21 protein-coding genes, 5 tRNA genes and 1 rRNA gene are annotated in these 22,848 nt (G+C 50.0%); 22 read left to right on the forward strand and 5 right to left on the reverse strand.

Annotation, left to right across the window (positions count from 1 at the left end; translation table 11 throughout):
• The 4 genes from H1S01_RS14705 to H1S01_RS14720 form a co-directional block, all read left to right on the forward strand.
• A 23S ribosomal RNA gene (locus tag H1S01_RS14705) occupies positions 1–208 on the forward strand; the annotation flags it as partial.
• 155 nt (positions 209–363) lie between these two features.
• Positions 364–439, forward strand: a tRNA-Lys gene (locus H1S01_RS14710).
• A gap of 7 nt (positions 440–446) precedes the next feature.
• Positions 447–522, forward strand: a tRNA-Thr gene (locus tag H1S01_RS14715).
• Between the two features lie 8 nt (positions 523–530).
• Positions 531–613, forward strand: a tRNA-Leu gene (locus H1S01_RS14720).
• Between the two features lie 32 nt (positions 614–645).
• Here the strand turns inward: H1S01_RS14720 and ligD are convergent.
• The 3 genes from ligD to ku are packed head-to-tail and all read right to left on the reverse strand — an operon-like array spanning position 646 to position 3,256.
• Entirely contained in the window at positions 646–1,551 is a 906-nt protein-coding gene (gene ligD / locus H1S01_RS14725) for a non-homologous end-joining DNA ligase (RefSeq protein WP_341479109.1), read from the reverse strand.
• Positions 1,548–2,444, reverse strand: a complete 897-nt coding sequence (locus H1S01_RS21610; protein WP_243237353.1) for an ATP-dependent DNA ligase — start codon at positions 2,442–2,444, stop codon at positions 1,548–1,550. The genes ligD and H1S01_RS21610 overlap by 4 nt, the downstream gene beginning before the upstream one ends.
• Positions 2,441–3,256, reverse strand: a complete 816-nt coding sequence (gene ku, locus H1S01_RS14730; RefSeq protein WP_188041186.1) for a non-homologous end joining protein Ku — start codon at positions 3,254–3,256, stop codon at positions 2,441–2,443. Before ku ends, H1S01_RS21610 begins: the two co-directional genes overlap by 4 nt.
• Before the next feature lie 334 nt (positions 3,257–3,590).
• On the opposite strand from ku, the gene H1S01_RS14735 reads away from it, so the two are divergent.
• A complete protein-coding gene (locus H1S01_RS14735) occupies positions 3,591–4,322 on the forward strand; it encodes a nucleotidyltransferase family protein (protein WP_188041187.1) in 732 nt (243 codons plus the stop codon).
• Positions 4,323–4,589: 267 nt separating this feature from the next.
• A complete protein-coding gene (locus tag H1S01_RS14740) occupies positions 4,590–5,285 on the forward strand; it encodes a zinc dependent phospholipase C family protein (RefSeq protein WP_188041188.1) in 696 nt (231 codons plus the stop codon).
• Between the two features lie 69 nt (positions 5,286–5,354).
• Here H1S01_RS14740 and H1S01_RS14745 read toward each other — a convergent pair whose 3' ends face one another.
• Positions 5,355–5,903: a biotin transporter BioY gene (locus H1S01_RS14745; RefSeq protein WP_188041189.1), complete on the reverse strand. Its 549-nt coding sequence runs from the start codon at positions 5,901–5,903 to the stop codon at positions 5,355–5,357.
• Positions 5,904–6,050: 147 nt separating this feature from the next.
• Between H1S01_RS14745 and recD2 the strand changes: the two genes are divergently transcribed.
• The 8 genes from recD2 to H1S01_RS14785 all read left to right on the forward strand — a co-directional run bounded on the left by recD2 (position 6,051) and on the right by H1S01_RS14785 (position 13,163).
• On the forward strand, positions 6,051–8,231 hold the full coding sequence (gene recD2, locus H1S01_RS14750; RefSeq protein WP_188041190.1) for an SF1B family DNA helicase RecD2: 2,181 nt from the start codon (positions 6,051–6,053) through the stop codon (positions 8,229–8,231).
• 164 nt (positions 8,232–8,395) lie between these two features.
• Positions 8,396–9,106 (forward strand): FadR/GntR family transcriptional regulator, encoded by a 711-nt coding sequence (locus tag H1S01_RS14755; protein WP_188041191.1) that lies wholly within the window; start codon positions 8,396–8,398, stop codon positions 9,104–9,106.
• A gap of 390 nt (positions 9,107–9,496) precedes the next feature.
• On the forward strand, positions 9,497–10,210 hold the full coding sequence (locus H1S01_RS14760; RefSeq protein WP_188041192.1) for a geranylgeranylglyceryl/heptaprenylglyceryl phosphate synthase: 714 nt from the start codon (positions 9,497–9,499) through the stop codon (positions 10,208–10,210).
• Positions 10,211–10,299: 89 nt separating this feature from the next.
• Positions 10,300–10,374: transfer RNA gene (locus tag H1S01_RS14765), tRNA-Asn, on the forward strand.
• A 6-nt stretch (positions 10,375–10,380) separates the two neighbouring features.
• Positions 10,381–10,456: transfer RNA gene (locus tag H1S01_RS14770), tRNA-Met, on the forward strand.
• Between the two features lie 257 nt (positions 10,457–10,713).
• Positions 10,714–11,547: a polysaccharide deacetylase family protein gene (locus tag H1S01_RS14775; RefSeq protein WP_188041193.1), complete on the forward strand. Its 834-nt coding sequence runs from the start codon at positions 10,714–10,716 to the stop codon at positions 11,545–11,547.
• A gap of 72 nt (positions 11,548–11,619) precedes the next feature.
• Positions 11,620–11,841, forward strand: coding sequence for a hypothetical protein (locus H1S01_RS14780; protein ID WP_188041194.1), 222 nt, complete (start codon positions 11,620–11,622; stop codon positions 11,839–11,841).
• 137 nt (positions 11,842–11,978) lie between these two features.
• Positions 11,979–13,163: a SpoIIE family protein phosphatase gene (locus H1S01_RS14785; protein WP_188041195.1), complete on the forward strand. Its 1,185-nt coding sequence runs from the start codon at positions 11,979–11,981 to the stop codon at positions 13,161–13,163.
• Between the two features lie 48 nt (positions 13,164–13,211).
• On the opposite strand, the gene H1S01_RS14790 is transcribed toward H1S01_RS14785, so the two are convergent.
• Positions 13,212–14,027 carry a hypothetical protein gene (locus H1S01_RS14790; protein WP_188041196.1) on the reverse strand — a complete coding sequence of 272 codons (816 nt, stop codon included), beginning with the start codon at positions 14,025–14,027 and terminating at the stop codon, positions 13,212–13,214.
• Positions 14,028–14,147: 120 nt separating this feature from the next.
• Between H1S01_RS14790 and H1S01_RS14795 the strand changes: the two genes are divergently transcribed.
• The 8 genes from H1S01_RS14795 (at position 14,148) to H1S01_RS14830 (ending at position 22,774) form a co-directional block, all read left to right on the forward strand.
• Positions 14,148–14,786: a GNAT family N-acetyltransferase gene (locus tag H1S01_RS14795; protein WP_207732356.1), complete on the forward strand. Its 639-nt coding sequence runs from the start codon at positions 14,148–14,150 to the stop codon at positions 14,784–14,786.
• A 29-nt stretch (positions 14,787–14,815) separates the two neighbouring features.
• Positions 14,816–15,454, forward strand: a complete 639-nt coding sequence (locus H1S01_RS14800; protein WP_188041198.1) for a CBS and ACT domain-containing protein — start codon at positions 14,816–14,818, stop codon at positions 15,452–15,454.
• A 1-nt stretch (position 15,455) separates the two neighbouring features.
• On the forward strand, positions 15,456–16,628 hold the full coding sequence (locus tag H1S01_RS14805) for an acetoin utilization protein AcuC (RefSeq protein ID WP_188041199.1): 1,173 nt from the start codon (positions 15,456–15,458) through the stop codon (positions 16,626–16,628).
• Positions 16,629–16,697: 69 nt separating this feature from the next.
• Positions 16,698–18,632, forward strand: a complete 1,935-nt coding sequence (locus tag H1S01_RS14810) for a YgiQ family radical SAM protein (RefSeq protein WP_188041200.1) — start codon at positions 16,698–16,700, stop codon at positions 18,630–18,632.
• 107 nt (positions 18,633–18,739) lie between these two features.
• Positions 18,740–20,074 (forward strand): 30S ribosomal protein S12 methylthiotransferase RimO, encoded by a 1,335-nt coding sequence (gene rimO, locus H1S01_RS14815; RefSeq protein ID WP_243237354.1) that lies wholly within the window; start codon positions 18,740–18,742, stop codon positions 20,072–20,074.
• Positions 20,061–20,612 (forward strand): CDP-diacylglycerol--glycerol-3-phosphate 3-phosphatidyltransferase, encoded by a 552-nt coding sequence (pgsA, locus tag H1S01_RS14820; protein WP_155477347.1) that lies wholly within the window; start codon positions 20,061–20,063, stop codon positions 20,610–20,612. The genes rimO and pgsA overlap by 14 nt, the downstream gene beginning before the upstream one ends.
• 141 nt (positions 20,613–20,753) lie before the next feature.
• Entirely contained in the window at positions 20,754–21,278 is a 525-nt protein-coding gene (locus H1S01_RS14825; protein ID WP_188041201.1) for a hypothetical protein, read from the forward strand.
• Positions 21,275–22,774: an AAA family ATPase gene (locus H1S01_RS14830; RefSeq protein WP_188041202.1), complete on the forward strand. Its 1,500-nt coding sequence runs from the start codon at positions 21,275–21,277 to the stop codon at positions 22,772–22,774. The genes H1S01_RS14825 and H1S01_RS14830 overlap by 4 nt, the downstream gene beginning before the upstream one ends.
• Positions 22,775–22,848: the final 74 nt, after the last annotated feature.

Consider the following 22,848-nt stretch of genomic DNA (forward strand, 5'->3'; position numbering starts at 1 on the left):
AGTTGTCGTGCCAACGGCAGCGCTGGGTAGCTATGTCGGGAGCGGATAAGCGCTGAAAGCATCTAAGCGCGAAACCGACCCAAAGATGAGACTTCCCACTACGATAAGTAGGTAAGACCCCAGGAAGATGACCTGGTCGATCGGCCCGAGATGTACACGCCGTGAGGCGTTCAGTCGACGGGTACGAATCGGTCGAGGACTTGACCTTACATTGACGCTTTACTATCTGGAAGATTTTATTTGATGCAGCGGGACTTGGTAACCTCAGTCGTCGGCGGCTTTGCCGCCGGTAACGACGTGGGAACCGTCCGTAGCGGAATCAAATAAAATCTACCGCTGTGTAGTTTTCGGGGAACACCATAAGATCCATTAGCTCAGTTGGTAGAGCACCTGACTTTTAATCAGGGTGTCGCTGGTTCGAGTCCAGCATGGATCACCATTTTCATGCCGCTGTAGCTCAGTCGGTAGAGCGTATCCTTGGTAAGGATAAGGTCACCGGTTCAATCCCGGTCAGTGGCTCCATAATCAATGCGAGAGTGGCGGAACTGGCAGACGCGCACGTTTGAGGGGCGTGTGGGCAACCGTGGGGGTTCAAATCCCCCCTCTCGCACCATAAGAAATAACGAAGCCATTCCTGGCGCAAAGTCAGGAATGGCTTTTTGTCTTTTGAACATAAGGCAACAGGTTGCCGAGATCATTGGGATGCGTAAGGACCGGGAGAAAGAGATCCCCTTTTTCACGCAGCCGATCAAAAATGTTTGTCATCGTGAATTGCCTCGGTGACAGTGTTCCAACGATTTCCCCCCAATGAAGCGGTGTTGACACGGGCGCTTTTTTCACCGGCCGGAGACTGTAGACGCCGGCCAAAGTCTTACCACGAGCGATTTGCCAACAATCGAGATACAACCTTGTCCCCCTGTCTTTGATCTGCCGGGTGAGGGTGACCCGTTTATCTGCCTCTTCGATAAATTTAGCGATAAATACGGCACATTCCCGGACTGTCTGATAATCGTATATAGGCTTGACGGGCACATATACATGGATGCCTGATGCGCCTGAAGTTTTTGGGTAAGAAGTGAGACCGAAAGAATCTAAGGCACTTTTGACCAATTGGGCTACCTCAACGACTGTCTGAAAGCTTTGTGATTCATGGGGGTCTAAATCAAAAACCATGGCCGTGGGGTTATTCAACGCGTCGATTCTCGAAAGCCAAGGATGGATCTCAATGCAGCCTAAATTGATGAGCCAGAGAAGATCCCGCTCTTCCTCGACCATACAATAGCGGATGACTGTTCGCTTCCCCTCGGAGGGAATCTCTACGGTCGGCAGCCATTCAGGGCGAAACTCCGGTGCTTCTTTTTGATAAAAGAATTTACCCGTTATGCCGTCGGGATAGCGGACGAGCACAAGAGGGTATCCTTGGAGATGTGGCAGTAAATAGGGTGCGATTTTTGCGTAGTATTCAATCAATTCGCCTTTCTGATATCCCTCTTCAGGCCAGAAGATTTTATCTAGGTTGGTGAGTGATAAGGTATCGCCTTTTATAGTCACGTCAAGCCGGTTTCCTCGCCCAGATAAGAAGGGTGGCGAAGGTGCAAATCGGGGGTCCACTCTAAAAAGCGAACTTTGACCCGGTATCGTGGCGTTACCGGTAGATAATCGGTTTTGATCGATAGATTCTGGCGGTCCGGGTACAGCCGTTGATACCATAGAACTGCCTCCTTGTCGGTAATGCCGGAACTGACCCGTCCTACGTAGGGTGGACTCTCGTTGCTCTCTGTTCCCAGTGCGAAAGAAGCGATTCGGCCAGGTAAAGACTGGGTATAGCCAATCACCCAACAGGTGATGAAGCGGAAGTTCTTAATCTTTTTCCAGGCTGAGTGTTTTTTGCCGGAGATATAGGGGCTTTGTATTTCTTTAGCCACCATTCCTTCTAATCCCAAATCCTGAATGCCTTGAAAGAAGATGGTTCCCTCTTGCCGGTAGGACTCGGTTACCGAGACCTTCTGACTTGTAACCAAGTGAGTGGAGAGCATGTCGAGTCGATCGTGGAGAGGTTTTTCAAGCAAGCTCTTGCTGTTTAGCTCGAGCAAATCGAAAGCCATAAATTGAACAGGATACTGTTGTAGACCCCGGAGTATAGAGCCAGCAGTTTGTGTGCGATCCCGGCGGAGAACCAGGGGAAAGCTCGGTTTTCCTGTTTCGTCAAGAACGATTAGCTCACCGTCTACGATCCCCGTTTCGCCGGGCAGCAGGATGTCGGCTCCGGTGATTTCGGGATACTTCTGGGAGATCTCCCGGCCTTTACGGTTAAAGAGCCGGATGCCCTTTTCTTGCACATAGGCTAAGGCTCTTATCCCATCCCATTTGATTTGAAAGAGATAGTCCGGGTCGTCGAAGGGTTCCGGTGCGATAATCGGTTCCATTGGTTGAATCAGCTTCATGATGTCTTCCGGCGAGGTCGTTTGACAGGAGGCCCCTGTTGAGCTTTCGCATGCTCGATACTGGCTTTTAAGGCCTCCATCAAATCGACCACTTTTCCCGGTGCCGGTCCTTGAGGTACTTCGACGACAGCCTGGCCTTGGATTTTTGATTCGATGAATTGTCCGATCCGTTCCTGATATTCGCTTTTCCATTTATCCGGTTGAAAGGGTTCGGTGAGGCTTTCGACGAGTTGAATGGCCATGGTTTGCTCTTTTTTTGAGATTTCAACGGCCGTTCCCAAATCACCCAGTGTGTCGATAGAACGGATTTCTTCAGGAAAAAGCATTGTGTGCATAGCTAATCCGCTGCCGTATACGCGCAGTGCGGCCAAGACCTCTTTGGAGCGCAAGATGACCTTTGCCAAAGCGAGCCGGTTTGTTTCGGTTAAGGCGCTTTTCAGAAGAGCATAGGCTTTTTGGCCGTGCTGATCGGGAGAGAGGTAATAGGTCTTGACAAAGTAAATTGGATCGATCTCCTTTAAGTCAACAAAGGATTGAATATCAATGGCCCGGCTGCCTTCCGGTTCTAATCCTTCCAGTTCTTCTTGGGTGACGACTACATAGCGCCCTTTCTCATATTCAAAACCTTTAACAATTTCTTCGGGCTTCACTTCCTCATCGCAGAAAGGACAGCGTTTTTGGTATTGAATGGGTCGATGACATTTTTTATGCAGCAGGTTGAAGCGAATATCTTTGTCTTCCGTAGCGGCAAAAAGCTTAATGGGAATGTGAACCAAGCCAAAACTAATCGCCCCTTTCCAGATGCTTCGCATAGATTCACCTCGCCATTAGGACGTCTGACCGATAGTTTTTCCGCTTCCTGAAAGAAAAGACTGCGAAAGAAGAGTCTCGCTGCATAAATTGATGGAAAAATAAAAAAAGGTTAACAAAATCGTTACACCCTTGTAGAGATTTTGAGTGGTAAAATGTTGATGGGGCTGGAATTATTTTAGACTAAGTAGTATAATATGAGTAAATTTCCTTGTTTTTGATAAGCCTTGAGAATACAAGGAACAAAATAACAATGGAGGTGCATAAAAGAGGGTAACCCAGAATAGATAGAAAAAAGTATCTTTGGCTTCTGGCCAAAAGGGAGAGTGTATCCTTATGAAAGCCGTGATTATGGCTGGTGGGTTGGGAACTCGATTGCGCCCGCTCACCGATAACATGCCAAAACCGATGGTTCCCATACACGGTCGCCCTGCGATGGAATATGCCGTGATGTTGCTGAAGTGCCATGGGATTACCGACATTGCGGTCACCCTTTGTTATCAACCCAAAATAATTATGAATTATTTTGGTGACGGATCCCGCTTTGGAGTACGGTTCGAATACTTTGTAGAAAAAGAACCTCTGGGAACGGCCGGATCTGTCAAGCAAGCTCAGGATTATCTAGACGAATCCTTTCTCGTCATCAGTGGGGACGGCATAACGGATATTCACCTCGGAAAAATCATCCACTTTCACCAGAAGAAACAAGCTTTAGCGACCATGGCCTTGACTTGGGTAGATAACCCGACTCAGTTTGGCATCGTAGTCACCGACGAAAATGGCCGCATCTGCCGGTTTATCGAAAAACCGAAGCCGGAGCAGGTCTTCACGAACACTATCAACACGGGGATTTACGTGCTCGAACCAGAGATTTTTACATACATGCCGGAAGGCTTTTTTGACTTTTCCAAGCAGTTGTTCCCACTATTGCTCGACAAAGACCTGCCTTTTTATGGTGTCCATTCGAGAGGCTATTGGAAAGATATTGGTACGATCGAACAGTATAATCAGGTACATATCGATATCAACAACGGAAAGTTGTCCAATTATTACAAAGAAGCGATTTAATCGGCGTATAAGGCCGAATTATCCTGGATAAGATAGAAATGTAGGGGATTACCCCCTTAATTTCCCCTATGTTTCTCCTCTGGAAGCCCCTTCCCCAGGGGCTTCCCCCCGAAAATCAACCTGGGTTCGCCCAGGTTTTTTGTTTTGTAATTTTTTCGTAAAAAATGGTTCATCCTATATTAACGCAAACTTTATTATGTGTTAACAAGTGCATGATAGAATCAAATTGGGTTATCAAGTGACTCCTTTTTAAGAAGGTGGTTGGGCGTGCGGTTTTCAATTGGTGGCCCACCGGTCCAGACGGCTGCCCGATGGCTGTTGACAACGGCTTTGCCTACGCAAGAGATGGTAGGCGCCCTTTCCAGCATCACCCACGATTTTTGCATCATCCAAGCGAAGGAAATTTTATGGAATGATGGGCACGAGTCAGAAGCGTTACAGGTATCTTTTCATCATTCCAGTCTCAGCGATGGAGTTCGTTGGATCGATCAAGGTTGGCGTAACATAGCTCACTATTATCATCCTGTTCGGGGAAGGGGTCTTTTTGGCGGATCTCACGCAGTCCACGAGATCGGGCAGTACTATCATCGGGCTCTTCGCTTATTTCGCCGTCATAAAACGGATCAGGCTATGTTTTTCCTCGGAGCAGCTTGTCATTTTGTTCAAGATCTATGTGTACCTCATCATGCCAAATGCGCAATCTTTTCAGGTCATCGCGAGTTTGAACAGTTTGCCGAAGAGCATCGAAGGGAATACGCAGTATCCTGCAAAGGTCTCTATGACAAAGAAAAGAGGCCCGAATCATGGGTGGAAGAAAACGCCCGCATCGCCTATGACTGGTTCCCTCATGTGGAAGGCAAGAACAGCAGCAACTATGATCGGGCGCTGCAGACGCTGCTTCCCCTGGCACAACAGACGACGGCGGGATTTCTTAAAAACTTCTTCGACGAAGCCAAACAATAATACTTACACTGATAAAGAAAAACACCGGAAAACGATGAACGTTCTTCCGGTGTTTTTTGATCGATTTTTTTAGGAAGGATCCTGCGCAAACTGGTGAGCGATACGCCGTCCGAGTGTAATGGCAAGGGTGGACGCTAATCCCAACTTCACCAGGTCTCCAGGGATAAAGGGATAGAGCCCAAGCACAAGCGCTTTTTCAAGGGGTACAGAGGTGACTACCATCAGCCCTGTTACTCCGAGGGCGTAGATAATGACCATTCCGGCAGTACAGATGATCAGGTTCCGTAAAAGATTGGAGCTGGACCAGTGCCGAGCTAAGAGGCTGCAGGCGACGGTGGCCATGAGGTAGCCGAGCAGGTAGCCTCCTTTGGGGCCTAAGAGAACGGCAATTCCGCCATTGCCGCCGGCGAAGACCGGCAATCCGATCAGACCGAGCGTCAGATAGACCAAAATACCGGTAATAGCGATGCGTGGCGGAAAGATAAGTGAGAAGAGGAAAATGGCAAAGGTTTGCAATGTGATCGGAATTGGGCTAAAGGGCAGGGGAAATGAGAGTTGAGACGAAATATATATGGTAGCTGCGACGAGGGCGGATAAGGTTAGGTCACGAGTGTTCACAGCACCAACTCCTTTCGCGGTTTTGAATTATGTACTTCGTTGACCCTCGCATACGATTGTATGCTTATCCTTGAATATTGTCAACGGATAAACAACATATGGTTGACAATACAAAATAGACAGACTTCAGCGCAAGGCGGGTTTTCATTGGAACAGCTAACAGGTGAATTGAAGCGCATTTTGTTTCAGCAAGAAGCCTATACGGTTGCTGTGTTTACATGTGAGAAGGAACGAGTGACGGCAGTAGGTCCCTTGTTAACAGCGGAGACCGGTCTTGCTTATACATTGGAGGGAGATTGGGTCGAGCATCCCCGTTTCGGCAGGCAATTTCGATTTGTCTCTTGCCGGATGCTTCCACCAGCGACTCCTCAAGCGATGGAAAAGTTTTTGTCCAGCGGGATCATCAAAGGTATCGGTCGCAAGACCGCAAAAAAATTGGTCAAGTCTTTTGGGGTGGACGTATTGTCCATTCTTCAAAAGGACCCCGAGAAGATTTATGAGATTGAAGGGCTTTCCAAGGCGAAGGCGTTGACGGTCCTGGAATCTTATCAAGAATTTGCTTTTGGTGAAAATCTGATGGTAGCCCTCAATAGTTACGGTATCGAAGGCGAATTGGTCTACCGGATTTTTCGTAAATATGGACGAGAGAGCCTAGAGTTGGTCGAAGAAAACCCATATCGGCTTGCATTGGATCTCTATGTCCCCTTTTCTCAATGCGACAGTATTGCTTACCGGTTAGGCTTTCGCGGCGATGAACAAAAGCGGTTGCAAGCTGCGCTCATCTATACGCTCTATATGGCTCGTGATGAAGGCCATGTCTACCTTCCTCTGGAAGTTTTGCTCTCAAGCAGCAAGAGCCTTTTGGCTCAATCAAACCAGTATCCGGAGCCGCCGGAAGATGCGGTTCTTCAGCAAGAATTGCTGCGAGCAGCCGAGGAACGATTTATCCGTACCTATCGAGAGGGATGCTATTTACCGGAGTTATTCCGGGCCGAAAAGTTTGTCGCTGAAAGGTTATATGACTTAGCTAAGGAAAGGCGAACTTGGGCGGTGGACGTATCCACTGTGATCACCACGATGGAAGAGGATTTTGGCATCAAATATGCCGAAGAACAGAAAGAAGCTTTCTTTGCGGTCGCCCGTCATGGCTTAACGGTGATCACAGGCGGCCCAGGGACAGGAAAGACGACTATCGTGCGCGGGCTGATCGCCTTGGTCAACCGCGCCCAGCCGAACGCCGAAATCGTGCTCTGTGCACCAACTGGACGAGCTGCCAAACGGCTCGCCGAAACGACCGGTCAGCCTGCGTCGACCATCCACAAAGTGCTCGGCCTCCGCGGCGGTGAAGGCGATGGATTGCTGGGAGAACTGGAACCCCTGGAAGCGGATGTAGTCATTGTCGACGAAGTGTCTATGGTCGATATCGTCATGATGGCCAACTTGTTGCAGGCTTTGCGCAGAGGTGCCAAGCTGATCGTCGTGGGCGATCAGGATCAGTTGCCGTCGGTTGGACCGGGACAAGTTCTCCGGGACATGATCGACGAAAAGATCGGTGCAATCATTCGCCTCAATCATATTTTCCGGCAAGCCGAAACGTCAGACATTGTCACCGGTGCTCACCGCATAAAAAAGGGAGAACTGCCGGAGTTATATAGCCGCAATGATTTCATCTTTCTCCAGCGGAATAGTCAAAAGGATATCCTGTCGACCCTTCAGCAGACGGTGAGCCGGGCCGTGGAACGTGCCGGCTATTCTCTTGATGATATTCAGGTGCTGTCACCTATGCGTTATACCGATGTGGGTGTATGGAATTTAAACAAAGTGTTACAGGAGCAGTTAAATCCACTTATCGTAGGTGTCCGCGAAGTAAAACTCGGGACGATTGTCTTTCGTACCGGTGATAAGGTGATGCAACTGAAGAACAATTACGAGAAAGATGTTTTCAATGGAGACGTGGGGTTCATCGCTGAGGTATTGCTGAGCGGGGAAGAAGAGGCCGATGAGGACACGATCGTCGTACAGTTCGACGAAAACAGCCGGGTTGCTTATGGGCGCTCTGAATGGGACCAGTTGACCCTGGCCTATGCTACGACTGTCCATAAAGCCCAGGGGAGCGAGTATCCCGTCGTGGTGATGCCGATGACCTTACAGCATCGCCGGATGTTGCGGCGTAATCTCGTCTATACGGCGGTCACCCGCGCACGGGATAAAGTGATCTTAATCGGTATTCCCGATGCACTCTCTTTCGCCGTGACCAATGAGCAGGATGGTTATCGCTATAGCTCGGTACCAGAACGCTGGCGAGAGATTGTGGAAGCCGCCCCGTAAAAAAGTGGCAAACATTTTGAAAATTATATCCATTAGGGTTAAAATAAGTCCAGGAAGACCTCTTCTCAAGTTTTTATAGAATATTGGTCTGGTGGTCTAACCTCTAGCAGGATTTAGACAACTTCATGGCGAAATAATTCGAACTATGGGAAGGGGAGATAGTTATGGAGCTTCGTCCAATTCGAACGAAAAAAATATATGAGGAAATCGTTGAACAAATCAAAGATCTGATTCGAAGCGGAAACTTAAAAGCTGGAGACCGGCTGTTATCGGAGAGAGAGTTGGCTGAGCACTTAAAAGTCAGCCGTGCTGCCGTCCGTGAAGCGTTAAGCGCTTTGGAAGCAATGGGGATGATCGATATTAAGCCTGGCGACGGAGCTTTTATTCGACAACCGTCTGTGAACGGAATCATTGAGCCCCTTGCCATGCTTTTGTTAGTCGAACAGGATTTACCTCGTCAAATTCTTGAGGTTCGAAAAATCATGGAAGTCGGTGGTGCTGGTTTGGCAGCGCAGCGTAGAAAAGAGAGCAATCTCCAATCGATGCAACTAGCGCTGCAACAGATGGAGCAAGACATCCAAAACAGTGTCACCGGTGAAGATGCCGATTTTCGCTTCCATTTCGCTGTTGCAGAAGCTGCTGACAATTCCTTGTTGCTTCGCCTGATGCACACGATTTCTGATACGATGCGTCAAACCTTACGGACGAGCCGGATCCAACTCTTGGCAACGCCCGGTGTTCGGGAACGCCTTTTGGACGAACATATAAAAGTCTACCGGGCCATAGAAAATGGTGACGCGCCTGCGGCTCAAGAGTTGATGTATGATCACCTTCATCGAGTGGAATTGTCGATTTACAAGCATCTCAATATGTAGAAATGACGGAATTCTAGCCGGTTAAGCCGAGCTTTTTTATGGGATGAATTCGGTGGAAAGGGAGGGTGAATCTGACCCCTCCTTTTTCTTCGGGTTCATTTAAAAATTAAAGGCCCTCAGTCGTTGACTGAAGGCTTAAATTCGATTAGGGGCAGCTAGGGGATTCGAACCCTTTCGATTCAGGCGCCACATTCCTAAAATCTTACCACTTCTATGACTACCCCTGTTTTGGTGCGGGTCATGGGAGTCGAACCCACGGACCGGCAGAGCCGGTGCTCTTCCGGAGCATACTCCGCCCTGTTGCGATTCAGATTTATTTATTCACCATAATTTGCGAAAATCCTGCTACAATTGGTAAGAAATTCGTGCTTTATGTTAGAAAGAATCGAAATGGAAGGTATAGGTGGTTTGGTGCCTCAATTGATGATTAAGTTGGATCCCGATCGGCCGTTAGATCAAGAGCGCTTGCTAGCAGTGATGGGTTGTGATGCAGATGCAATCATTATCGGTGGTACACAAGGTATTACTGGTCAAAAAATCAACGATTTATGGGAGGAAATAAAGCCTTTTCCCGGCAGAAAGATCATCGAAATTACCGGTGCCGAATGTCTCGTCGAGGACGCCGATGAATATTGGGTTCCCATCGTGCTAAACTCCACCGATCCCAAGTGGATCTTGGGAGCTCACGCGAAAGCGATCCAGCAAGTCAATCGGTGGAATGGATTGAGCCTCCCGGGAAATGTCTTCCCCGTCGGCTATATCGTATTAAACCCCGAGTCGGCTGTGGCCGTCTGCACCGAGGCAAATACTCAAATAGACGATGACCATATGACCGGTCTTGCCCAAGTGGGGCATCTTCTTTTTCGCGTTCCCTGGATTTATATTGAGTATAGCGGTTCCTTCGGCTCCATGGACCGGCTGGCCCGTTTAAGTGGAAAAATACCTGCCATACCGTTGATCTATGGCGGCGGCATTAAAAGGGGATGGCAAGCGAAACAGGCCGCACAATTCGCTCGTGTGGTCGTCGTCGGCAACCTTGTCTATGAATCGGAAAATCTCGAGGCAGATCTAAGAGAAATTCGGCATGCCGTTAGAAGAGACTAAGATTCCGCTGGGCAAAGTTACCACTGCTTTAAATTCAGAGAAAACTTGACGCTAGGATAGAACTGTTGTATACTCATTTTTGTAATTGTTCCTCGATAGCTCAACGGTAGAGCAACCGGCTGTTAACCGGTAGGTTGTAGGTTCGAATCCTACTCGAGGAGCCATATTGTCGCGGGGTGGAGCAGCTGGCAGCTCGTCGGGCTCATAACCCGAAGGTCGCAGGTTCAAGTCCTGCCCCCGCAACCAATTTGATAACGGAACAGGCGCCTGAAGCAGGTGCCTGTTTTTTTTATTGGGAGATAATGCAAGAGCGGAACAAGTAGAATTATTTCGGTCCATGACTTAAAATATATAAGCAGGAAGGGGGCTTGATAGTGGGACAAGAACCGCGGAACCTCGCTGTTCCGCTGATAACGCTGTTTATTGTTTCCTTTTGTTTTTTCTTTTTGGTTCAAATAGGATTATATTACCAAAGCGTTTCTCCCCAGAAAAGGGATCTTCTATTGATAAAATTCCTACCCTGGTTGAGCAATCACGGCGTGGTAGCCATGGCGGGAGAACCCCTACAAGAGGGTACGCCTCATGATATCTCGACTCCATCGACTAACTCACCGGAAGGGAAGACCGAAAAGGAAGAAAAGATTGCCGAAACAGCACCGCCGCTGGAAATGATTAAACCGGCCGTGTCTTCCAGTGAAGTGCCCGTGCCTAAAAAAAATAACGAAGCGAAAAAAGTTGCATACCTAACCTTTGATGATGGGCCCAGCGAGATTACCCCGATGGTGTTAGATATATTAAAACAACATAAGATTAAGGCCACTTTTTTTGTCATCGGCAATCGGGTTGAAGTATACCCTGAACTGGTCAAACGTATCGTCTCAGAAGGTCATCTTGTTGGCAATCATACCTATTCTCATAAATACAAGTACATCTATTCCAATCCGGAGTCATTCTTCGAAGATCTCTATCACGCCGAAGAGGTGCTCAACAACACCATCGGGTTAAAACCAAAAGTGATTCGTGCACCCGGAGGAACTCGGGGAAACTTCAGCGAGGCTTTAGCCAAGAAGTTAATCGAACAAGGGTACTTGATCCACGATTGGAATGTCGATTCTAAGGACTCCTCCGCTCCCGTCGTGTCTGCGGATACGATTCGTGGGCAAGTATCCAGGCAAACGGCAAACAAAAATAGCGTTGTCATTCTCTTTCATGACGGCACCGGTAAAAACACCTTGCCGGTAGCGCTTCCGTCCATTATAGAGGACCTTAAAGAGCAGGGCTTTGTCTTTAAGTCTCTCGATGAGATTCCCCATCCCATCATCGCGATGTATCAGTAGATCGCATGGGGCGCTACAGTTCAGGAATACTACACCCTGTAGGTTAGAGCAGGCGAAAGGCAGGAGGTAATCTTGGACAAGGATATCATTACAGGCGAAAAGGGCAAGCGACCTTCAGACCGATGGAACGAGATCAGCGCAGAATTGTCTGATCAGCATGAGTATCGCGCCGAAAGGTACTGGCGAGAGGTGGCACAGAACGGACCTTCGACAGATGTGGCTCCTTTTGTGCAAGGCACCAATACGGGAAGCCCTAAGCGGTTGCATCCCGATAGAAAAACAGGTGATCATTGATCATAAGCACCGGAACGGCATACGTCGCCATCCGGTGCTTATGATTTTTAAAGGTTTTAGGTATTTGGGCGCATAGCAGATAAGTTTACAAATGTGGTATAATGCAGGAAGAATCGCCTTTGGGGGAGGGCATAGTGGTGTTTGAGGAGTCCTGGGAATCGGGTGCTCAAATCCTGGTCGTCGATGACGTGGTGACCAATGTCGAATTGATGCGGCTGCAACTGACCCGCGCCGGATATCAAGTCGTCACGGCCTTCAATGGAGAACAAGCCCTCGAGACAATTAAAAAGACATTGCCTGATTTAATTCTGCTTGATGTCATGATGCCTGGGATGAATGGATTTGAGGTTTGTGCCAAGCTAAAAGAGGACCCTCATACCCAACTGATTCCCGTCGTTCTGGTGACGGCCCTTCATGAAGTGGAGGACCGTATTAAAGGCATAGAAGCGGGTGCCGATGATTTTATCAGCAAGCCTTTTAACCGCGTCGAACTGCTCACGCGGGTAAAATCGCTTTTGCGCATCCGCAAGTTATATCGCCAGTTGGAAAAAAGCTATCAAGAAATCGAAGCGAAAAATGCGATTCTGACGGAGGAACTTCGCATGGCGCGCCATGTGCAACAACACTTGCTGCCTGCGGAATTTCCGAATATGAATAAACTCGCCTTTGAAGTCACCTATCGTCCGACCATAGAGATTGGCGGCGATTTTTACGACTTCATTCCCATCAGCCACGATCAGATCGGCATCTTTTTGTCCGACGTGTCTGGTCATGGTGTTTCTGCCGCCATGCTGACTATGGTGATCAGCACGATGATGCGATCCATCACCCAAGAGGCCCATGAACCAGGCCTTGTCTTGGATCAATTGAACCGGCAGTTTGGCAAGATGGTCGAAGGGGAACTAACAGGCACTTTCGTGACTGCTTTTTCCGTTGTCATCAATCAATCGACCGGTCGCATCCAGTATGCCAACGCCGGTCACCCAAGTCCCCTCCTTCTCCGTGGAGACGGAGATGCTGTCGAAAAACTGGACACAGAAGGCTTCCCTCTGGGGCTTTTCGATACGGCTCAGTACGAATCTAGGGAGATAGACATCAAACCGGGCGATAAGCTTGTCCTCTATACTGACGGGATTTATGATGTAGTCGATGAACAAAAAGAAATCTTTGGATTAAGCCGCTTTGTTGCACTCGTCGAGGAGTTGAGGCATTTACCGGCGAAAGAGATGGCCAAAGAGATCATAGCTCGTATTTCCGCCTTTGCCCAAAATGCGCCACAGCCTGACGACATCTGTCTCATGGTGATTGAGCACTTGCGCTAACAAAAAAGAGTGGCAACCCTGCCTGGGGGGTGCCACTTTTGAATTTCACTAATGGTTGCTTTTTTGTCCTTGGGAAGCGGAAGGTTTAGCCGGGGTTGTCGGTTTCGACACCGCTTTAGAAGTCGCTTTTGCCGGTGCCGTTGTCGAAGCTGAGGAAGTGGTTGGCTTTTCAACGGCTGGTTCCACTGGTGTTTGTTGTTCTAGCGGTGGGGCTTCAGGAACAGGAGCCACTTCTATCGTAGCCAAGTAACCGGTTTTCTCACCATATTGGAATAGGACCGATTCGTTCCATTTTATTGCTTTCCAGCCGTCATCCAAGGGCGCCCGGAAGGTTTTGACTTCGTTGTTTATATCTAAGCTGATCTCTCTTTTGCCCCCTTCGGTAACCCCTTTCAAGTACTTCCCTTCCCCTTGTGCAGGGTGTGCCGCATCGTAATAAGCGTAATAGGCGTCGAGAGACTGCACAGCCAATCCAAAGAGTTCGACAAAGAATAGACCGGTCAGCCCAAGCAGGATCCCTTTAACACGCCAAAAGCCTTTGTCGTCCATAGGTGGCCGTTTGGACGCCAGTTGATAGCTGACCCGCAGTGCTAGCAGAGTGATGGCAGCCAAAAAGGCGACGAAGAGGGTCCAAATCAGTTGCCTATAATAATAGCTTCCCAAGGTTTCCCAGTACGTCGGGGCGGCCGTCGCCGAGGGACGAACGTACATATAGACAGCGCCCGAGATCAGAATCCCGATAAACAACCCAATCGATAATAAGGTCAAAAACAGCCGCAGAGGGTCCAAAATTTTCCGGCGGCGCTTGTAACGCCGACGGGAGCGAGGAGAAGAACGACGCTGAACCTGTGGCAGAAAATTCACCTCCAATAGTGTCGAGGCTTGTCACATGGTACATCATTTTCGCTGTATTGAGTGAAAACTCCTGCTCAAGTTCAAGTTCCCATTGTAATTCGCAGGTAATTAAAAAAGGTGGGATGTCCATTGACCAACGAATTCAAGGTTCCTCGAATTCCCCGGAAACTTGCAACAGAACGGGGTGTGGTGCAGATCCATGGTCCCGTCCCTGCCGGGGAAATTAAACAATTCGAGATGGATGAAGGTTTGTGCGCCTTCCGGACGCCGAAGGAACAACAAGAAGCGCTCCTGGAAATCGCCGATCTACCAAAGGGATTAATTTTCTTGGCCACTTGGGATCACCGAATCGTCGGCTATATCACCGTCCATCCACCGGAAGAGTTTGCCCGCTGGGCGAAAAGCCAGGTGCCCGGCATGTTGGAGATGGGCGCTATCGAAGTGAGCCGGAACTGGCGAGGAATGAGCATCAGTTCGAACCTGCTCGAAGTCGCTTTCTCAGAAGATTTTTTCAACGAATCGATCATTATCGCTACCGAATATTATTGGCATTGGGATTTGAAGGGGAAAGGCTTTTCTGTTTGGGAATATCAGCGCTTCTTGGAACAACACTTCGGCCGAGTCGGCTTTAAGCGGATCGGTACCGATGAACCGGACATTCTGGCACACCCGGCCAATATGCTGATGGTTCGCATCGGCAAAAAGGTTCCTCGAGATCGGCTGCTTTTATTTGAGGAATCGCTCTATCAAAATCGCTGGATGTTTTAAGGGCAAGCTGGAGCAGGAGGCGGGAGAAAATGCTCGTTGAGGAAATCATGATCCGTGATGTCTCTGTCGTCAAAGCGGATACGTCAGTCTTCGATGCCTTGACACTGGCCGAAAAAATGCGGGTTCGTCACCTTCCAGTGGTAGAAGAAAATGAAGTGATCGGCATCATATCGGATCGGGACTTGCGTGATGTAAAACCATCGGTTTTATGTTCTGAAAAGTTAGACATTTTGACAAGCACGTATGTCAAAGATATCATGCATGCACAGGTCGTCACCGTTCATCCCCTTGATGCTATTGAAGATGCAGCCCGCATGATTTACGAACACCGGGTGGGTTGCCTGCCGGTGGTACAAAAGGGTAAACTAGTGGGTATCGTCACCACATCCGATCTGCTCCATGCGCTCGTCGACCTGATGGGGATGGGCCAACCGGGATCTCACCTGGAAATAGAACTCCCCAATCAGCCAGGAGCATTGCTGGACATCACTCGGATCATCAAAGATAATGGAATAAACATCATCAGTATCTACATCAATCCGGACAAAAACATGGAAAAACGGGTTGTTTCATTGCGAATTGCCACCTTTGATCCCCGGCGGATTATCGAGCAAATTAAATCCGCCGGTTATCCGGTCCTATTTCCGATGAGCCTCGGAGGGGACTAATATGAGTAAACAATCCCTGTTGATTTACTCGCCTGAGTTCCATACCTATCAATTCGGCCCGGAACATCCCTTTCATCCGCTCCGTCTTGACGTAACGGTCGATCTCATCCGCCAGATGGGAATCGTGACGCCCGATCAAATTGTCCTTCCGGAAATGTGTAGCCGCCACGATCTGCTTCCGGTTCATGCGGAAGGGTTTATCGACGCGATCGAGCAGGCCAGCCGCCTAAAAGCACCGACAAGCTTGCTGAAGACGTACGGATTAGATACGGACGATACACCGCCCTTTCCCGGCATGGACGAAGCCACCCGGCTGGTCGTCGGCGCAACCATGCAGGGGGCGAAGCTGATCATGGAAGGCAAGGCAGACCATGTCTTTCAGATCGCCGGCGGTTTACACCATGCCCACCGGAACCGGGCTTCCGGCTTTTGTGTCTTTAATGACGCCGCTGTGGCCATTACTTACCTGCAACGAAAATACGGCATCCGGGTCTTGTATATCGATACAGACGCCCATCATGGCGACGGTGTCCAGTCGATCTTTTACGATGATCCGATGGTATTGACCATATCGATCCATGAAACGGGCCGCTATCTCTTTCCGGGAACGGGAAACGCCGAAGAAAGAGGCCGCTTTGATGGCTACGGTTTTTCCATCAATGTTCCCTTAGAACCTTATACAGAGGACGATTCTTTCATCGATCTTTACGAGCGGTCTGTCGAACCTCTGGTGAAAGCGTTTCAACCGGATTTTATCATTACCCAAAATGGCTGTGATGCTCACTATTTAGATCCCTTAACCCATTTGGCCCTTACGACCCGTACATATGAGGCCATACCCCGCTTGGCGCACCGCCTTGCACACTCCTATTGTCAAGGACGATGGCTCGCTCTCGGCGGAGGCGGTTATGATCACTGGCGTGTCGTGCCACGTGCCTGGACGTTGCTGTGGGCAGAGATGAACGATCAAGCAGTGCCTGATGAGATCCCTTCCAGCTGGCTGCAGCGGTGGCAGACACTCAGTCCCGTATCGTTGCCGACGCGGATGCGAGACGGCGACGGTGAATTTCCTCCGATCCCTCGGCGGGCCATCATCGAAGATAAAAATCGAGTGACGCTGCAGCGGGTCATGCGCGACGCCGTCGAACTGATAGAATCTCGCAGCGGAATTTAAAGAAGCCGGCCCACTGCCGGCTTTGTTTGCTCGCCAGGCGGACAAACTATTCGAAAAGGGGGTCGTTCCATGGCAGCACCTTTTCTACCTATGTCAAAAGACGAGATGAACCAGTTGGGATGGGACTCCTGCGATTTTATTCTGGTCACCGGAGATGCTTATGTCGATCATCCCAGTTTCGGCGCCGCCATCATCGGGCGGATCCTGGAAAATCAGGGATACCGAGTGGGTATACTCAGCCAACCGGACTGGCGAGATACGAGGAATTTTAAAGCACTTGGAAGACCTCGTCTCGGATGGCTCGTGACCGCTGGCAATCTCGATTCCATGGTCAACCATTACACGGCGGCCAAAAAGCGCCGCTCTGAAGATGCCTATTCTCCGGGGGGACGGAGGGGTCTTCGACCAGACCGGGCCTCGCTGGTCTATGCCCACCGGTGCCGTGAGGCTTATAAGGAACCGCCAGTGATCTTAGGCGGTATCGAAGCGAGTTTGCGACGCTTTGCCCACTACGATTATTGGGAGGACAAGGTTCGCCGATCGGTCTTGCTCGATGCCAAAGCCGATGTGATCATCTTTGGCATGGGCGAGTCGGCCATCATCGAAATCGCTAAAGAATTGGTCCAACGACGGGAAGGGAAATCAGAAGGACAATCTTTCGATTACCCCCTTGGCGCGAACACCCAAGGCGTCTGTTATGTCACCCAGGACATTTCAGCCATCCCGGAGCAAGAACGAATTCTTTTACCGTCCTACGAAAAAGTCGCTGAAGACAAGGTTCTTTTTGCTAAGGCCTTCAAGGTTCAAGAAGAAGAACAAAATCCTTTTGCCGGAAAAATCCTCATCCAACCTCATGGAGATTTGTACTTAGTTCAGAACCGGCCCTCAAAACCGGTCACCACCGAGGAACTGGACGCTGTCTACGACTTGCCCTTTGCCCGTCGACCTCATCCCGCTTATGACCACCTAGGCGGCGTACCGGCCTTGGAAGAGGTGGAGTTTAGTTTGACGGCCCAGCGGGGCTGTTTCGGCGGTTGTTCTTTTTGCGCCTTAACCTTCCATCAAGGGAGGATCATCCAAGGCCGCAGCCATGAATCTCTGTTGCGGGAAGCGAAAAAGCTGGTCGCTGCCCCCAATTTCAAAGGCTATATTCACGATGTAGGCGGCCCAACGGCTAACTTCCGACAGCCCGCTTGTAAAAAACAATTAAAGGCTGGAGCTTGTAAGGAGCGTCAATGTCTTCATCCCAAACCCTGTCCCAATCTGGACGTGGATCATCAGGACTTGCTGGAATTGCTGCGCAAAATGCGCCGGTTGGAAGGCGTAAAGAAGATCTTTATCCGTTCCGGTCTGCGTTATGATTATTTAATGGCCGATAAACCAGCTCAGCGGCGGGAGTTTTTAAAAGAACTCTGTCAACACCATGTGAGCGGGCAGTTGAAGGTGGCACCGGAACATGCTTCCCCACAGGTGCTCCGTTGTATGGGCAAACCGGGAATCGATGTGTACGAATCGTTTAAAAGGGAATATGAGCGGGCTAACAAGGAGGCCGGTAAGGAGCAGTACTTAGTCCCCTACCTGGTGTCGAGCCATCCCGGTTCGGGTATCCGGGAAGCGATCGAACTGGCTGAAACGATCCGCGACTGGGGCTATAACCCGGAACAGGTGCAAGATTTTATCCCTACGCCGGGGAGCCTTTCCACCTGTATTTACTACACCGGAATCGACCCCCGGACGATGAAGCCTGTCTATGTCCCCCGGTCGGCTCAAGAGAAAACACGGCAGCGGGCATTGCTCCAGTTTCGCCGTCCCGAAAATTATCCGCTCGTCTACCAGGCCTTGCGCGCAGCAGGACGCATGGATTTGGTCGGCCATGGTCCGAAGACGCTCCTTCGTCCGCCTCGTCCCGGAGCCGGAAATAATGACCGGGAAATGGGACGGGACGATAAAAAAGGAAAAAAAAGTGTCCCCAAGAAACAAGGAAAAGGACGCAGGCCTTTTTGACATCACAAAAGCTTTAGATTATACTAGTATATTAGTGAAAGACCGTCATCTTGCCCATGAGGGAAAGAGGCGTATTATTTGTTTGCGGGGGAAAGGGCGGAAAGGCTTTGACCGTGAAAGTAAATATAACCAGCTTGGGTTGCGCAAAAAACCGGGTCGATACGGAAGTGATGTTGGGTCTTTTGCGCGATGCCGGGTACGAAATTACACACCGTGAAGAAGACGCCCATGTCCTGATCGTCAATACCTGCGGTTTTATCCTCCCCGCTAAGGAAGAGTCCATCAATACGATCCTCGAACTGGTCCGGTTTAAGGAATCGGGAAAATGCCAGGCTTTGCTCGTGGCCGGCTGTCTGTCCCAAGGATATTCCGATGATTTGGCGAAGGAACTGCCGGAAGTGGACGGCTTCTTGGGGCCTGGCGAAGTCCCCAAAGTTGCATCGATCGTGGCAAACGTGTTACAAGGGAAAAAGACTATCCAGGTAGGTCAACCAGACTTTCTTTACGACCATACGATGCCTCGTGTTTTATCTACACCTTTTCATTATGCTTACGTGAAAGTGGCTGACGGTTGTGATAATCGCTGCGGTTTTTGCATGATCCCGAACTTGCGGGGACCCTTTCGTTCCCGTGAAGAAGACTCGGTCTTCCAAGAGGTGCAATCGCTCACAGAACGGGGAATACAGGAAATTCTGCTGATCGCTCAAGATACGACCCGCTACGGCTTGGATCGGTATGGAGATTTTCGTTTACCCCAATTGATTCGCCGGCTCGCTCCCATCGACGGTTTGAAATGGCTCCGCCTCATGTATTGCTACCCGGCTCATTTCACACCGGAACTGATTGAAGCGATGGCAGCGGAACCGAAGGTATGCCGTTACGTCGATCTCCCCTTACAGCATGCCGATGACGAACTGCTGCGATCGATGAACCGCCGATCAAGCGTTGCCGAAATCCGCCAACTCGTGAAGGACTTACGAGCCAACCTCCCGGGCATGGCGATTCGCAGTTCCTTCATCGTAGGGCTTCCCGGTGAGACGGAAGAAAAATTCCAGCGACTGTTAGACTTCCTTGAGGAAATGCGATTTGACCGGGTAGGTGTATTTACATATTCCCGGGAAGAAGATACACCGGCCGGACGCCACCTGGACCAAGTGCCTGACGAAGTGAAAGAAGAACGTTTTCATCGAGCTATGACTCTCCAGCAAGCCATCTCCCGGTCGATTCAGCAGGAGTGGGTGGGACGGACGATTCCCGTACTCGTGGAAGAGGAAGTTAGTCCCGGTCTGTACCGGGGACGGAGTGAACGGGAAGCACCGGAAGTGGACGGGTTTATCGAATTTAAAGGAAAAGATCTGATGTCCGGCCAATGGGCCAAGGTCAAAATCACGTCGGCAGATGACTATGACCTGATGGGGGAAGAGATCAATGAACCTGGCTAATAAAGTGACCTTGACGAGGATCCTCTTTGTCCCGTTGTTCATGATCATTCTGCTCATTCCGGAAGTACCCTACCGGCAGTACTTGGCCGCTTTTATCTTTATTCTGGCGGCCAGTACGGACGGCTTAGACGGCTACATTGCCCGCTCACGAAAACAGATCACCCGCTTTGGGACCTTTTTAGATCCCTTAGCCGACAAACTGCTCGTTTCGGCGGCGTTGATTTCCCTCGTTGAATTGGGCAAAATCTCCGCTTGGGTGGCTGTCATCATCATCGGTCGGGAATTTGCCGTAACAGGCTTACGGACGATCTTGGCAGCGGAAGGACACACGGTTGCCGCCAGCAAGCTGGGAAAACTAAAAACGGTTTTCCAAATCGTAACGATCGTCGTCATTTTAATCGACGAAGCATTGCAATTCGTCATTCCCTTGCGCATTTCACAGATTATTTTGTACTTGGCTGTCTTTTTCACCCTTTGGTCGGGGATCGACTATTTTGTCAAAGCGAAAGCTGTACTGAAAAACCGCCTGGAGACATGACCGTTTCCGGCGGTTTTTTCATTGCCACGGGTTACCTAGTGAAAAGATGTACATTATCATATATAATCATTATACGCACAGTGCAAATAGAGGCCTTGTTAGGGCCTTTGTGTTTTCTCTGCCATAGAGAGGAGGAACGTCATGTTACAAGCGATTAAACCGTTTCGTGTTATCGCCTTTGCGATCATTGGGTTGGCTATGTTGTGGGGGGGCCAAGAGGCTTACGCACGCCTAGCTGTGGAGCAGCCGCTGCATCAAGCTATCTCCGCTGTGATTCCAGAATCGGCTGTTTTTACACATAAAGAATCAGGACAGACTGTCGTCGAAGTAGGACCGGTCCAAGTGAGCGATTTGGGAGACACTTACCGGCAAGTCTTGAAATCGGCCCAAGAGCGCTTGGGTGAAGATGTTCAGGTTCGCTTGCTCGATGATCCTGATGAACAATGCCGGCAACTCTGGGAACAACTTCAGTTCCCCATTTATCAAGGTTTGGCCACAGGAAATTATGGTGAGATGAAAAAACAGACCGATGAGATTGTCCAGAAATCCGATGAAGGCACTGTAAAACTGTCTATCGATACAGACAATATTTATGTGCAGATCGAAAAGGGCAATCACTATATGTACCGCATCATTTCAGGGGAGAAACGGGGTGAACAGCGATGAACCGGTCTGATAAACGGTACGCATGGCTGGAAGCCCTTTTGGGACTCCTTGTGGCCTTGGTCATTTTTCTGTCCTACAAGCTGATGAATCCACTGCCCTTGTTTATCGCTGCTTCTGGTGGTTTTCTCGCCTACTTCTTGCTGGAACGGCAGGGAATGGGGCAGGGCTTTGGCGATTACGAGGCGCCTGTTGCTTTTTCCTTTGAAGACATCGGTGGGCAAGCTGTCGCCAAACGGGAATTGATCGAGGCCCTGGACTTTATGGCCCGGAGTGCGGAAGCCGTCGAACTCGGCATTCGTCCGCTAAAAGGCATCCTGCTCTGCGGACCACCAGGCACCGGTAAAACCCTGCTCGCGAAAGCAGCTGCTGCCTATACGGACAGTGCCTATTTGACCTGTTCCGGGAGCGATTTTATCGAAGTCTATGCCGGTGTCGGTGCAGGCCGCGTGCGGAGCCTCTTTAAGCGAGCTCGGGAACAGGCGAAGAAGCAAGGAAAAAACGGCGCCATCATCTTTATCGATGAAATCGATGTCCTCGGTGCCAAACGAGGCGGCGATCGCGGCCATCTCGAATATGAGCAAACCTTGAACGCTTTGCTCGTGGAGATGGACGGATTGAAAGCCGACGACCCTTGCCGGGTCCTTTTGATGGGCGCCACGAACCGCCCCGATCTCTTAGATGCGGCGTTGCTGCGTCCCGGTCGCTTTGACCGTCAGATTCAAGTGGATCTGCCTGACCGGGAAGGGCGTAAACACATCTTGGAAATCCATACGCGGAAAAAACCGATCGCCGAAGACGTGGACCTGGAGACCATCGCCAAAGAAACGATCGGTTTTTCAGGAGCCCAACTGGAGAGTGTCGCCAATGAGGCCGCCATCTTGGCGCTGCGGGCTGGCGAAAAAGAGATACATTTTGAACAGATGAAAAACTCGATCGAAAAAGTTCTTCTAGGCGAAGCGGGAGACCGGAAAGCCTTAGAGGAAGAACTGTGGCGGGTCGCCATCCATGAAACAGCCCACGCGCTGCTCAGTGAATGGGAACGGCCCGGTTCGGTAGCCCGTTTGACCATCGCTCCACGGGGACGGGCCTTAGGCTATCTCCGCCAAGTGCCTCCGGAAGAAAAAGTACTAGAGACCGAGAAAGACCTCATCGGCGGTATCCGTGTTGCCTTAGCCGGCCTTGTGGCGGAACAACTCGTCTTTGAGCAAGGCTCCACCGGTGCCGGTCAGGACTTGCAAAACGCATCCCACCTGGCCCGCCGGATCATCATGTCCGGTCTCTCCGAACTGGGTCCCGTTGACGCTGTCGAAATTCCCGAAACCATTCGCTTCAGGGAACTGCAAAAAATTATGACGAGTGAGCAGAATCATGTACAGGAAACGTTAGAACAAAACAAAGAATTTCTCGTAAATATGGCAAAGTACCTCCGGGAAAAGGAAACCCTTTCGGGCGACGAATTCCGGGAGCAGATGAACCAATATCGGTTATCTGCATAAAACTAGCCCTGGCTTAATCGCCAGGGCCTTTTTCATACCTAAGACCGGGCGCCCTTTCCCTATGCCTCAAAAAA

Origin of the sequence: Heliobacterium chlorum, from assembly GCF_014502795.1 — a bacterium.
GTDB lineage: Bacteria > Bacillota > Desulfitobacteriia > Heliobacteriales > Heliobacteriaceae > Heliobacterium > Heliobacterium chlorum.

Coding starts and splice junctions, on each gene's coding strand:
- H1S01_RS14805 (WP_188041199.1), top strand. CDS start 15,456: ATGAGTAAACAATCCCTGTTGATTTACTCGCCTGAGTTCCATACCTAT.
- H1S01_RS21610 (WP_243237353.1), bottom strand. CDS start 2,444: ATGAAGCTGATTCAACCAATGGAACCGATTATCGCACCGGAACCCTTC.
- H1S01_RS14800 (WP_188041198.1), top strand. CDS start 14,816: ATGCTCGTTGAGGAAATCATGATCCGTGATGTCTCTGTCGTCAAAGCG.
- H1S01_RS14810 (WP_188041200.1), top strand. CDS start 16,698: ATGGCAGCACCTTTTCTACCTATGTCAAAAGACGAGATGAACCAGTTG.
- H1S01_RS14735 (WP_188041187.1), top strand. CDS start 3,591: ATGAAAGCCGTGATTATGGCTGGTGGGTTGGGAACTCGATTGCGCCCG.
- pgsA (WP_155477347.1), top strand. CDS start 20,061: ATGAACCTGGCTAATAAAGTGACCTTGACGAGGATCCTCTTTGTCCCG.
- ku (WP_188041186.1), bottom strand. CDS start 3,256: ATGCGAAGCATCTGGAAAGGGGCGATTAGTTTTGGCTTGGTTCACATT.
- H1S01_RS14755 (WP_188041191.1), top strand. CDS start 8,396: ATGGAGCTTCGTCCAATTCGAACGAAAAAAATATATGAGGAAATCGTT.
- H1S01_RS14760 (WP_188041192.1), top strand. CDS start 9,497: ATGGAAGGTATAGGTGGTTTGGTGCCTCAATTGATGATTAAGTTGGAT.
- H1S01_RS14830 (WP_188041202.1), top strand. CDS start 21,275: ATGAACCGGTCTGATAAACGGTACGCATGGCTGGAAGCCCTTTTGGGA.
- H1S01_RS14825 (WP_188041201.1), top strand. CDS start 20,754: ATGTTACAAGCGATTAAACCGTTTCGTGTTATCGCCTTTGCGATCATT.